The following is a 12,785-nucleotide window of genomic DNA, read 5'->3' as shown; positions in this document are numbered from 1 at the left end:
GTTTTCTAAAAACGAATTCCCAATAAAATTATTCTTCACCAGACTTTATTGAAACAACAAATCTTGCACCGCCTAAAGGGCTAGTGACAACAAATGCTTTCCCATTATGAAACTCTGCCATTAATTTTACATAAGCTAATCCAAGACCATATCCACCTGTTGAACGAGTTCGACTGGTATCAAGCCTTGCAAAAGGCATAAAAATTTTTTCACGTGCATCAAACGGGATACCGGGACCATCGTCATCAATCTCTATAATAACTCGATTGTTCTGTTTTGTAATATTTAAAACCGCTTTATGCGTTGCATATTTGAACGCATTAAGTAATAAATTCTTAACAATGGTTTCAACCAGATTAGTATCAATAAGCGCTTTTACGTCTTGACTGTGACAAACTAACTCAAATCCTTTAGGTTTGAATAATTCGAGTGATTGACAAACTTTTTCCGCCCACTGCTTGAGTGATACCGACGTTAAATTTAACTCAATATTACTTTGCTGCATTTTAAAGTAACTTAAACTGGCATTAATGAGCGTTTCAAGTTCATTAATATCATCGCTCATTCCTTTTTGCAGCAATAACTTTTCTTGTACATCATCACATTCTTCAAGCATACTGAGCTCAAAACGCATACGAGCCAGTGGCGTACGAAGTTCATGCGCCATTGCATGCGAAATGGTTTGATTAGTGCTAACTAAATGCTCAATGTGTGTTCCCATATTATTTAACACATTTGCTAACGGTTTAAATAACCAGCCTTTAACATTTTCAGTGCGCGCTTTAAGGTTTCCTTGACCAAGCTGTTCGGCTGTCTGTCTAATGCTAACCAAATCCTTCCAAACAGCACTAAACGCAAAATAGATTAAAATAAAAAAGACAATTGCACTAAAAAGCGCCCAAATAACGAGAAAAACACTTAAAGACATCGTGTTTGATTCTAGAATATCCCGCATCATAATAGGGCCTAACTGAAGAAGATGCCCCTCTTTTAAATCAATATAGACCACTTCTTTGTCACCATCATAGGCAAATCCAAGTTCTGCTAGCTCTTTATTGATGGAATGGGGTAACGAAGTATGACTCGGTAAAACTTTAATCGGATACCCAAAATAGGGTTGCAGTTCATCTACCACTTCTTGCAGAGGACGATCTTTATTCTCATTAATTTGCATTCGAATCAGATTGACCGTACCTCGTTGTGATTCACGAAAGACAATGTGGTCATCAGGAATATCCGTTAATGAAGAAGGCAAAGAATCAAAAACGAGTAGTGCACCATAGGCAATAATACATTGTAGTGAAAGTAAGATAACCAGATAAAAAACAATCCGACGATTAAAAAACAGCGGTTTTGCTAATAATTGTCTCAATGATTATCCCCTTCTCTCATAAATAGATAACCTTTCCCACGAACCGTTTTAATACGTGAAGGGTTATCAGGATCATCAAGTAACTTGCGTCGTAATCGAGAAATACGAGCATCGATAGAACGATCCGTTCCATCAAAATCTATACCACGAACTTGAGAAAAAATATCATCACGAGATAAAATTTTACCTGCATTATTTGCCAACAACCAAAGCAGATCGAACTCTGCTGTGGTGAGATCGATTTCTTGACCTTCGAGTAATACTTTTCGATTTTCATCATCGATAATCAGATTATCAAAAATCAACGTTTTATTATTCGTTGCCGTGACGGGATCTTTATTTACTTCTTTATCGAATTCAATTTGCTTTCGTCTTAATAAAGCTCGAATGCGTGCCAATAATAACCTTGGCTCGACTGGTTTTGCCAGATAGTCATCTGCTCCCAATTCCAAACCGACAATTTCGTCAATATTATCTTCACTCGCCGTCATGATAAGAATATAGTTTGTAAACCATGTCCGTATATCTCGACAGATATCAAAACCAGATTTTTCGGGAAGCATCACATCTAAAATAACCAAATCGGGATTTATTTCTTGAATTTTTTCTTCTGCACCTTCACCACTATTATGCCAATCAACAAGATATCCCTGGCGAACCAGATAAACTTTTATTAAATTAGCTAACCTTTGATCATCTTCAATGATTAAAATACGTTCACTCATCTTAGGTTCTCATTACCGTAACTTGTGCTAAAAGAATCTTTATTATACAGGCAATTTTAACTTCGTTACAAAATATATACAAAGAGCCTACAATGTTCAAAGCGTCTCTGTGAGAAAATTTGCGCCAATATATAAATAGACTATTTTTATTTCAAATATGAGTACTTTTTCATCAATTACTAGTCATCTATATACACCATCTTATACACAACATCAAACTCCTATTGTTTTGTGTGACTTCGATGGCACCATAAGTGTCAAAGATGTGACAGATACATTGCTGAGTCATTTTGGTCAAGATGGTTGTGATGAGCTTGAAGAGTTATGGGTTAACGGTAAAATTGGCTCCCAAGAGTGCATGAGTAAACAAATTGCCTTAATGGATGCCAGTTTAGATGAACTCAATCACGTTTTATCACAAATCGAAATTGATTCAACGTTTAAATCATTCATTGATTATACTGAACAGAATAATATCCCAGTTCATATTGTGAGTGATGGGTTAGATTACGCAATTCAATTTGTTTTAAAACGACACGGTATAACACATATCCCGATATATGCCAATAAATTAATGCATGATAATGGGCGTAGTTGGCGTCTTGAATTTCCTTATGCGAATAAAAACTGTATTAAACAAAGTGGAAATTGCAAATGTAATCATGTTAAAAAACAACAATTCTTTCCACAAATACTGTATGTAGGTGATGGCACATCCGATTATTGTGTATCTCATAATGTGGATTTTGTATTTGCAAAAGACAAATTGATTCAATATTGTGAAACCAACAAGATTGAACACTGTGCTATTCAACGTTTTGCCGATGTCACGACAGCACTGAAAAAGACTCAAGATGCTCTTATCCCTGTCATGATGGTAAAATAATTAGGAATAATAATGAGTACAATTGAAGATTTATCTTATTTTTTACCGGGTAACAAAAATGGTGTACTTTTGATACATGGCTTAACAGGTACACCCAACGAAATGCGTATTTTAGCTAATGGTTTACATAAAGCCGGATTTACCGTCTATGCTATACAATTAGCGGGTCACTGTGGTACGGAAGAGGATCTTTGTAAAACCACTTGGCAAGATTGGTATCAAAGTGTAAAAGATGGTGCTGATTTTTTAGCAAAACATGTTGATAATGTTTTTGTTGCCGGTTTATCCATGGGCGCACTCCTTGCGCTTAAACTTGCATCAGATAGACCAGAGCAAATTAAAGGTGTGGGTGTTTTAGCACCAACTTTTTATTATGATGGTTGGAGCATGCCATTTTGGGCTAAAAAATTCTTTTTCTTGCTGGTGTATTTGAAAAAACTGGGGCTTTTCCAAAAGGTTTCTTTCATCGAAAAGCCACCTTATGGGCTTAAAGATGAGCGGATCCGAGCCGTTGTATCGGAAAGTATGCTGAGTGGTGATGCGGCATCTGCCGGACTTGCTGGAAATCCTTTTCCTGCACTGGCCGAAATGCAATTGTTAGCTAAACACGTTCGCCAAGTACTACCTAAGGTGACTTCACCGTGTTTGATTATGCATTCCGGTCATGATGACATAGCTGATATTGAAACCAACGCTAAATTAGTTGAGAAACACGTTTCGGGATCAAAAAAATTAGTGGTACTTAATGATAGTTATCATTTAATTACAATTGATAGCCAACGTCGTGAAGTCATTAAAGAGTGCGCATCATTCTTCAATGAAATAGCAGAAGGAACCAATTCATAATGTCGCTAGTAGTGATTATACTTTGGGTTAGTAATATCTGCTTTGATACATTAGGGCAAGTTGCTTTTAAATACGCAGCAACCGCCCCTAATAATCGAGATGGCTGGTATTACTGGGTTGATTTGGCTAAAAATCATTGGATCTGGATTGGTATAATTTCTTACGTTGCAGAATTTTTATTATGGTTAGCATTTTTAACATTGGTTCCGCTTTCTCAAGGGGTGTTGCTGGCATCATTTAATATCATCACCATTATGTTAGTTGGTCGAGTGCTTTTCAAAGAACTATTAACTGTTTACCGACTCATTGGTATGTTACTCATTACTGCTGGCGTAATCTTTGTAGGGATGTCTTAATATGGCTAGATTCTATTTAATCGGTTTTACGGTATTACTTTTTTTCGATACTATTGCACAATGTAGCTTTAAATTAACTGCCATCCATGCCGAACCACTAGCAATGAGTGTTGATTGGTTAGTCAGGGTATTTACTAATCCATGGATATACATCTCTATCGCTGGTTATGTTTTAACTTTTTTTACTTGGATGACTTTATTAAAAAAAGCCCCTGTTGGGCCAGCTTTTGCTGCCTCTCACTTTGAAGTTGTCACGGTCATGATAGCTTCGATATGGCTGTTTCATGAACCAATCACATTATATAAGTTAATTGGCACCATTCTTATTGTATCAGGTATCTTGTTTTTAGCTTTAGCGGAAAGCCAATTGGCTAAGCAAAACGCTGATAATCATCAATAAAAGTTAATTCAAACTGTAGTTGATTTCTTAAATAATCAGCTACAGCTTCTAAACTTGTCGTTATACTGATAAAGCTTTTAATAATGTTAAATTAAGCTGATGTTGTGCTTGTTGCCAATTGTGTAAGTTGTCTGCATCAATTGTGGGTTGTTTATCTAATGAACTCAGCAACCGTTTGAACCAATTAGAGGGTTGCCATATTGACAATTCACCAGTGATATCACTTGCCACAATACGTTGCTTTAACGAAGTAATGGTATCAAGCAGATGATAAGTTTGTAATTGACCTTGATCCCAATTAGTGTGAATGACCTTTTCACTTAATACATCTTTATCTATCGATAAATACACAGGTTCGGCGCTATGGTATTGTTCGGATAAGAAACTAGCAATCAGATCATCTGGAGTAGAAAAATGGCGAAAAGCTTGCCCCAAACCTATTTTTTTTGCCCACGACACATTGACATCCAAACTCCAATACGTCAGTTTTTTCTGAAAAAGGGGGTTCCATCTATTTTCCCAAAAATGGGAAAGTCCAATATCATGAGATGTGATACCTAACACATGAACATGACTGACAAAAGGTAAACTTGCCACATAGCTAACCCATGAACCACAATGAATACCAAATAAATAGCGCATATTATCAGGATGATTATCAAACACAATTACTTGGATTGGATTATCGGCGGAATAGTGTTTAGCCAACCGTTCAATAAGCAACAATGAAATATGGTGATAATCACCACTTCCCATAAAGACTGTACCATAATGTTCAGGTAAGGATTGTTGCAATTCAGCTTTAAATTGGCAGAATTTTTTTTCAGAGCAACCAAAGCGAATCGTATCTTGCCACTGAGTTACATTAATTATTTTAGCATTATTAATCTCGCCTACACTCTGATCGAAATTGAGTATAATAGGATATGTCATGCTACTTTCTCCTTGTCACTTTCAAAATGACCAATCAATTTGCTTAAAATAAATCTTAATAATGGGTTACGGATGTAAACCAAATGTTTGGTTAAAGTAAATTGCGCACCTAACGATCGTTTAACCTCAGGATCTGTCCAACCCGCAATATAGTGACTAAATCCTTGCTCAATAGCATATTCCAGATTAAAAAACCAACTAACAAAATAAAGATTAAAGTCACGAGCTTGAGGATAAACCAGGCCAATATATTTATCGACCAACATATTATTTACGACAAAACAGATATTGTAGCCAATAAGTTCATTATCGTGATAATAGGTAAAAATGCGTGCTTGGATAGATTTACTTTGCAGCAATTGAATAAAAAACGGTTTGGTCAGTAGATCAAAATGAACCTCGCTCTGTTGATAAACATTGAGGTAAAGTTGGTAATAATGATCTAACACCTCATCATCAAAAAAGCACTCATCACCACTATGCAAAACCTTAATCTCTAATTTTTCGCGAGCTTTTAATTTACGTCTAAAATTCTTGCGACGGCTGGACGAAAATCGTGAAAACACATCATTTAAATCACTAAAATCAATCGGTAACCAAGCTAATGCTTGTCCTTCAACTTCAATAAATCCTCTTGTTTTTAATGCCGAAATAAGCTGGTTTGAATAATGATTGTCTTGTTCGCTAAGTAAAGGCGAGGATAAAGGCAAATCTTTGACAATAACAAAAGGAGACTTTTTTGTATATGAGGTTTTAATGTTATCCGCTAACTGTTCTGCTTCTACCAGATCGGTCAATAGAGCATATTCAGAAACGGTTGTTCCTATAAAACAAGTTTTCGGCTGTAACCAATGTCGCCATTTTTTAAAAAAAGGGAGTTTTTGGATCTTATGCTTAAAATCATCATCAGCAGTAGTTAATAAATCAAACTTTGCAGCAAAAGCAGGCACACCATTTTCACTCAGCCACGCCGTAAAATCTTGCGGTGGATAAGTCAAAAAATTGTCGACTAATTCATTTGGTTCTAGCTGATTGATGTATTTCATAAATATATTTAAACGATTGGCTATCATGTGCAGTCCCGCCAACATGAGTTGACGGGAAGGTTAGAAATTAACAATTAAAGTTCTTTTTTCGCTCGGGTAATTAACTGATCAAGTAGTTCGATACCTTGATCAATCTCTTGACGAGTAATATGTAGCGATGGAGCAAAAGTGATCACGTTTTTATAATAACCACCGATATCAAGCACCAAGCCCATTTTATTACCTTTCCAATCAAGATCACCTGACATACCGATATCCACCATTTTATCTACTAACGCTTTGTTAGCGGTAAAACCATCTTCGGTACAGATTTCGGCACGAAGCGCAAGACCTAAACCATCAACTTCACCAATCTCTTTATGTTTCTTCTCAAGTGTTTTTAAACCTTCAAGGAAGTAAGCACCACTTTCCATAACCATGGTTTCGTAATCAGTTTCTGACGTCATTTTTAACACTTCAAGACCAACTGCTGTACCTAATGGATTAGAAGCAAACGTTGAATGCGTTGAGCCGACAGGGAACACCTCAGGGTTAATCAACTCTTCACGTGCCCATAAACCACCTAGTGGATTAAGACCATTGGTTAACGCTTTGGCAAAAACAACCACATCAGGTTTAACATCAAAATGCTCAATTGACCAAAGTTTACCAGTACGATAAAAGCCCATTTGGATTTCATCAACAACCAATAAAATTCCATATTGATCTAATACTTTTTTCAAACCTTTAAAGTAGTTACGAGGTGGAACAATATAACCACCTGTAGCTTGTAATGGTTCTGCATAAAATGCAGCATATTCAGCTTGTCCTACTTTTGGATCCCATACACCGTGGTATTCTGTTTCAAATAGACGTGCAAACTCAGCAACTAAGTGTTCACCATACTCTTCTGCGGTCATGCCTTTTGGACGACGGAACGGATATGGGAAAGGAACAAACATAGCACGATCACCGAAATGACCATAACGACGACGGTAACGATAACTAGAAGTAATTGAAGATGCGCCAAGTGTACGACCATGATAACCACCTTGGAACGCAAACATTAATGATTTACCACCAGTAGCATTACGTACTACTTTTAAAGAATCTTCAATACATTGTGATCCACCAACGTTAAAATGAACTCGTCCTTGGTAACCAAAACGCTGTTCCATACCTTGTGCAATGGTTTTAGCTAATTCAATTTTGGTTGGATGCAAATATTGGCTAGCACATTGTGGTAAAGTATCAATTTGCTTTTTAAGTACGTTGTTTAATCGCTCATTAGCATAGCCAAAATTACATGCTGAATACCACATTTGTAAATCAAGGAAAGCTTTACCTTCTTTATCATACATGTAGCTACCTTCGCAACCATCAAAAATCTTTGGTGGTTCAACATAATGAACAGTATCACCAAAAGAGCAATATTTAGCTTCATCAGCTAATAATGTTGCATCGTCAGGACGACTATTAATCATTTCTAAAGTTGGTTTACTCATAATTATCTCACTAATCCATATTCAAACACGATAAAATGTGGCATTATTATTCAAGAAAATTGTTTGTTACAATGTACAATTACTGTATAGATTGTGTGACGATAGTATCAAACTCAGCGAAATAATTTTCTGCTAGAGGATAGCATTGTTACCCAAATGGATATAAACCCTATGAAAAAATCACACTGCATAATTCCTATTTTAGCGTTATCTGCATTAGGATTTGGTGAAACCGCATTAGCAGATCCTACTTTTATCGGTGTTGGTGGCGGTTGGTCAAATTCACCTTACAAAGGTTATAGTTCCAGTTATTATCCAGTTCCCCATATCGATTACGATAATGATACATTTTTTATCGATGATCTATCGGCTGGTGTGTATGTTTTTAATAACGATAATCAAAGTTTATCTATCGGTGCTCGTTATCTTGATAATGAATTCAAACCACACGACTCAAATAATCGCCAATTAAAACGGCTTGATAGCCGTCATGCAACATTATTAGCAGAATTTGAGTACTCTATTGATACCAATTGGGGCAGTTTTTCAAGCAGCATTGGAGCAGACATGCTAAATAAAAGTAATAGCATCTTAGTCAATGCCGATTACAGCGTACCATTTATGCTAGGTAATTTAATTATTGTTCCAACAATAGGTATCAACTGGGCAAATAACAAACACAATAATTATTACTATGGGATATCACATAAAGAATCTTCTCGTTCTGGTTTACGCTATTATCATGCTAACGGATCTTTCACACCCTATATCGAAATAGGTGCACAATATGCATTAACCGAACATCTTAATCTGTTCGGTGGCATGCATGTCGACAAATTAACCGGTGATGCAGCTAATAGCCCAATGGTTAACAAAAGCACTGTAACCTCATTTTATATGGGAGTCTCTTATAAATTTTAATTTCAATACTTTTTATTTACCCCATACAATATAGATAAACGATTTAATCAAATTAATCCTGATACAGTTTGGATATCATTAAAATAAATTTAGGAAATCAAAATTATGCTTTGGTTTAAAAATGCCATTATTTACCAACTTAATAATGACACTTTACTTGACAAAAACGCTATTGAAAAAGCTATCAAATCGGTACCTTTTACCCCATGTGGAAATATAGATACCATGAAAATGGGTTGGGTTTCACCTTATAATGATAATTATCACGATGATTTTATTGTTGATATGCAAGGTCACCTTTTATTACGTATAAAAAAAGAAACAAAACTTTTACCGGCTCCTGTTATCAAACAAGCTCTACTTGAAAAAATTGATAAACAAGAACAAGCACTGAGTAGAAAGTTAACTAAAAATGAAAAGGCAACGTTAAAAGATGAAGTCATGATCGACCTTATGCCTAGAGCATTTAGTAAATACAATCATTACTGGTTATGGATAGACACCATAAATAAACGTATTATTCTTGATACCAGCAGTTTTAAGCAAGCAGAAGATATTTTGGCTATTCTACGTAAGGAATTGGGAGTTCTTGCATTAACACCGCTCTCCATTGAAAAACCAGTTGAGCAAATCATGACAACTTGGGTCAAAGAAAAACTGAACTTTGCACCTTTTATATTAGGTGATCAAGCCGAATTAAAAGATCCACTTGAAGGAAACGGGATTATTAGCTGCAAAAATCAAGATATCACCAGTGATGAAATGATGATACATTTTGATTCGGGAAAATGGATAACAAAAGTGAAAATTATCGACGAAAGAGGTGTGAATTTTATCGTCAATAATGATTTAACATTGAAGCGAATAAAATTTGATTCGAGTGTTTTAGATGAGAATGAGGATATTGGCGCTGATGAATTTGATAAAAAATTAGAAGCCGATTTTTTCATCATGGCGAACTTATTATCAACAACAATCAATGACTTTTATATCGTCATCAATAAAATTACTTAAAAGATTGTGTAAACTTTTTTTACATAAAGTGTCATTAATTATAGATCTGCGTATAATATATGCTATAATTGAAATCAAATTATGTGCATCATAATTAAAAACAATAAGTAATCGATCCTTTATTTAAAGTAAAATTTAATTAAAAGGAAAGCAAACAACGTCTATAACAACATTCAAGTTGAGGCAACAAAATGAAAAAAACAACATTAGCTCTAGCAATCGCAGTTGCGAGCTTAACAGCTACTGCGGCAAATGCAGCATATGAAGACAACACTTTTTACGTTGGTGGTAAATTAGGCTGGTCAGAACTTTATAGTTTAGATCAAAATAAAGTACGTGCATTTAGTCGTGATGTTAAAATCAGCACAACTGACAAAAGTAATGTTGCTGGTGGTGCATTCCTTGGCTTCCAAGCTAACCCATATTTAGCATTCGAATTAGGTTATGATTGGTTAGGTTCTGCTAAATATAAAAGATCTTACCACAATGCAGGTAAAACTTATGACGTAGGTCATAGTAAAGTTTCTGCTCAAGGTGTTTCTTTAACTGGTAAATTAAGCTATCCATTATCTTTCATCTCTGATGATTTAGATGTTTATGGTCGTGCAGGTGCAATGATCACTATCGCTAAATGGAAAAACGGTGGATACGTTAAAGAAAGTTATGGCAAAGGCGGAACAAAAACTGACGTTTCTCCAGTTTATGCATTAGGTTTAGACTACCGTTTTGCAGAAGACTTCTCTACTCGTTTAGAGTATCAATATGTTAACCACATCCATACTAAAACTGACGCATCTCCAGATGCAGGAACTTTAAGCTTAGGTATCACTTACCGTTTAGGTTCTCCAGCTGTTGAAGCTCCAGTTGTTGTTAAAACTTCTGAACGAGTTTACGATTTAAACGCTGACGTTCTATTTGCCTATGCAAAAGCTGACTTAAAAGAAAAAGGTCGTGAAGAGTTAGATAGATTATTACAAGATCTTATCAAACTTAGCCCTACTCAAACTGCGATCGTAGTAATTGGTCATACTGACCGTATCGGTTCAGAAAACTATAACCAAAAACTTTCAGAACAACGCGCTCAATCTGTGATGAAATACTTAGTATCTAAAGGTGTTCCATCTGAGATCATCAGTGCTCGTGGTGTAGGTAAATCTCAACCAGTAACTGGCAGCGAATGTAATGGCAAACGTGGCGCTACATTAAAAGCATGTTTAGCACCAGATCGTCGTGTACAAATCGAAGTGAAAGCAACTAACCTTCAACAAGTTAGAGAAACAACTCACTAATTTTCGATTTCCAAAACAATAAAAACCCGGTTAATCCGGGTTTTTTATTGCTAATAAGTTAGTGAATAAACATTAAAACTCTATAAATTATCCACAAAAAAGTTTATAATTAACGATGTGCTGTTAATAATAAAAATTAAAGGAGTGATTTGTGCCTACCGCTATCTGGCAAGAATGTCTTTCTCAACTACAAGAAGAACTTCCTACAACGGAATTCAATTTATGGATTCGCCCATTGCAAGCGGAAATGATTGATAACAAACTCTATATTTATGCACCAAACAGATTTGTATTAGATTGGGTAAAAAATAAATACCTTAACAACATATCTCAATTGATCAATACACTTTTCAATGATGATTCCCTAAAGCTATACCTTGAGGTGGGATCAACATTGTCAATGGAAAAAAAAACTAAAAATAATCAGCCTAAAACGGACGTAATGCCGGCTTGGAAAACAACCAAAGAAAGTAATAATAATCATACCTATCACTCGGGAATAAACCATAAACATACATTTAATAGCTTTGTTGAAGGTAAATCCAACCAACTCGCAGTAGCTGCTGCCAAACAGGTTGCTCAAAATCCAGGAAAAGCTTATAACCCACTATTTTTATACGGTTCAACAGGTTTAGGTAAGACCCATTTATTACATGCTGTAGGCAATCAAATCATGGAAGTCAAAAGTAATGCCAAAGTGGTCTATATGCATTCGGAACGATTTGTTCAAGATATGGTAAAGGCACTACAAAATAATGCGATAGAAGAGTTCAAAATTTACTATCGTTCTGTTGATGCATTACTGATTGATGATATCCAATTCTTTGCCAATAAAGAGCGATCACAAGAAGAATTCTTCCATACCTTTAATTCATTATTAGAAGGTAACCAACAAATTATTTTAACTTCAGACCGTTATCCCAAAGAAATTGATGGCGTTGAAGATCGCTTAAAATCACGTTTTGGCTGGGGCTTAACGATTGCGATTGAACCACCAGAACTTGAAACACGAGTCGCAATTTTGATGAAAAAAGCCGAAGAAAATAATATAAAATTACCTGAAGAGGTCGCTTTTTTTATTGCTAAACGATTACGTTCTAATGTGCGAGAACTAGAAGGCGCATTAAATCGGGTAATTGCCAATGCAAATTTCACGGGTAAATCCATTACGATTGATTTTGTTAAAGATGCTCTGAAAGATTTACTTGCCTTACAAGAAAAATTAATTACTATTGATAATATCCAAAAAACGGTTGCAGAGTATTATAAAATTAAAGTCTCAGATCTACTTTCCAAACGTCGTTCCCGTTCTGTTGCAAGACCGCGGCAAGTTGCCATGGCATTAGCAAAAGAATTAACAAATAAAAGCCTTCCTGAAATTGGTGATGGCTTTGGCGGAAGAGATCATACGACTGTATTACATGCATGCAGAAAGATCGCTGAATTAAAAGAAGAAAGCAATGATATTAAAGAGGATTATTCCAATTTAATTCGAACATTATCAACTTAATAA

Annotated in this window: 13 protein-coding genes; 8 read left to right on the top strand and 5 right to left on the bottom strand. The window is 35.5% G+C overall.

The genetic code is table 11. The features are described 5' to 3' along the window. Nucleotides 1–28: 28 nt before the first annotated feature. Nucleotides 29–1,372: an ATP-binding protein gene (locus tag ACGH6R_RS08080; RefSeq protein ID WP_411599361.1), complete on the bottom strand. Its 1,344-nt coding sequence runs from the start codon at nt 1,370–1,372 to the stop codon at nt 29–31. After that, nucleotides 1,369–2,097 carry a winged helix-turn-helix domain-containing protein gene (locus ACGH6R_RS08075; RefSeq protein ID WP_411599360.1) on the bottom strand — a complete coding sequence of 243 codons (729 nt, stop codon included), beginning with the start codon at nt 2,095–2,097 and terminating at the stop codon, nt 1,369–1,371. The genes ACGH6R_RS08080 and ACGH6R_RS08075 overlap by 4 nt, the downstream gene beginning before the upstream one ends. Before the next feature lie 157 nt (nt 2,098–2,254). On the opposite strand from ACGH6R_RS08075, the gene ACGH6R_RS08070 reads away from it, so the two are divergent. Genes ACGH6R_RS08070 through ACGH6R_RS08055 form a run of 4 tightly spaced genes read left to right on the top strand, consistent with a single transcriptional unit; the run spans nt 2,255 to nt 4,585 of the window. Next, nucleotides 2,255–2,983: an MtnX-like HAD-IB family phosphatase gene (locus ACGH6R_RS08070; RefSeq protein ID WP_411599358.1), complete on the top strand. Its 729-nt coding sequence runs from the start codon at nt 2,255–2,257 to the stop codon at nt 2,981–2,983. A 12-nt stretch (nt 2,984–2,995) separates the two neighbouring features. Then, on the top strand, nt 2,996–3,829 hold the full coding sequence (locus tag ACGH6R_RS08065; RefSeq protein WP_411599357.1) for an alpha/beta hydrolase: 834 nt from the start codon (nt 2,996–2,998) through the stop codon (nt 3,827–3,829). Next, nucleotides 3,829–4,185: an EamA family transporter gene (locus ACGH6R_RS08060; protein WP_411599355.1), complete on the top strand. Its 357-nt coding sequence runs from the start codon at nt 3,829–3,831 to the stop codon at nt 4,183–4,185. The genes ACGH6R_RS08065 and ACGH6R_RS08060 overlap by 1 nt, the downstream gene beginning before the upstream one ends. A gap of 1 nt (nt 4,186) precedes the next feature. Next, on the top strand, nt 4,187–4,585 hold the full coding sequence (locus ACGH6R_RS08055) for a DMT family transporter (RefSeq protein ID WP_267350424.1): 399 nt from the start codon (nt 4,187–4,189) through the stop codon (nt 4,583–4,585). A 60-nt stretch (nt 4,586–4,645) separates the two neighbouring features. Here ACGH6R_RS08055 and ACGH6R_RS08050 read toward each other — a convergent pair whose 3' ends face one another. Genes ACGH6R_RS08050 through ACGH6R_RS08040 form a run of 3 tightly spaced genes read right to left on the bottom strand, consistent with a single transcriptional unit; the run spans nt 4,646 to nt 8,048 of the window. Next, the gene (locus tag ACGH6R_RS08050) at nt 4,646–5,518 is read right to left on the bottom strand and encodes an arginase family protein (protein ID WP_411599352.1); all 873 of its coding nucleotides are present in this window, start codon (nt 5,516–5,518) and stop codon (nt 4,646–4,648) included. Next, the gene (locus ACGH6R_RS08045) at nt 5,515–6,591 is read right to left on the bottom strand and encodes a GNAT family N-acetyltransferase (protein ID WP_411599350.1); all 1,077 of its coding nucleotides are present in this window, start codon (nt 6,589–6,591) and stop codon (nt 5,515–5,517) included. The genes ACGH6R_RS08050 and ACGH6R_RS08045 overlap by 4 nt, the downstream gene beginning before the upstream one ends. Before the next feature lie 47 nt (nt 6,592–6,638). Beyond that, entirely contained in the window at nt 6,639–8,048 is a 1,410-nt protein-coding gene (locus tag ACGH6R_RS08040; protein ID WP_143425959.1) for an aspartate aminotransferase family protein, read from the bottom strand. A 171-nt stretch (nt 8,049–8,219) separates the two neighbouring features. Between ACGH6R_RS08040 and ACGH6R_RS08035 the strand changes: the two genes are divergently transcribed. From ACGH6R_RS08035 to dnaA, 4 genes are all read left to right on the top strand, one after another. Then, entirely contained in the window at nt 8,220–8,969 is a 750-nt protein-coding gene (locus ACGH6R_RS08035) for a MipA/OmpV family protein (RefSeq protein ID WP_411596715.1), read from the top strand. 105 nt (nt 8,970–9,074) lie between these two features. Continuing rightward, complete coding sequence (locus ACGH6R_RS08030) at nt 9,075–9,983, top strand: recombination-associated protein RdgC (protein ID WP_267350418.1); 909 nt, start codon at nt 9,075–9,077, stop codon at nt 9,981–9,983. Nucleotides 9,984–10,174: 191 nt separating this feature from the next. Beyond that, on the top strand, nt 10,175–11,272 hold the full coding sequence (ompA, locus tag ACGH6R_RS08025; protein ID WP_411599349.1) for a porin OmpA: 1,098 nt from the start codon (nt 10,175–10,177) through the stop codon (nt 11,270–11,272). A gap of 151 nt (nt 11,273–11,423) precedes the next feature. Beyond that, nucleotides 11,424–12,782, top strand: coding sequence for a chromosomal replication initiator protein DnaA (dnaA, locus tag ACGH6R_RS08020; protein WP_267350415.1), 1,359 nt, complete (start codon nt 11,424–11,426; stop codon nt 12,780–12,782). The last annotated feature ends 3 nt before the right edge of the window (nt 12,783–12,785 follow it).

This window comes from Gilliamella sp. CG13 (assembly GCF_046635805.1).
Taxonomy (GTDB): domain Bacteria; phylum Pseudomonadota; class Gammaproteobacteria; order Enterobacterales; family Orbaceae; genus Gilliamella; species Gilliamella apicola_I.
This window is presented reverse-complemented; position numbering and strand designations above follow the sequence as displayed.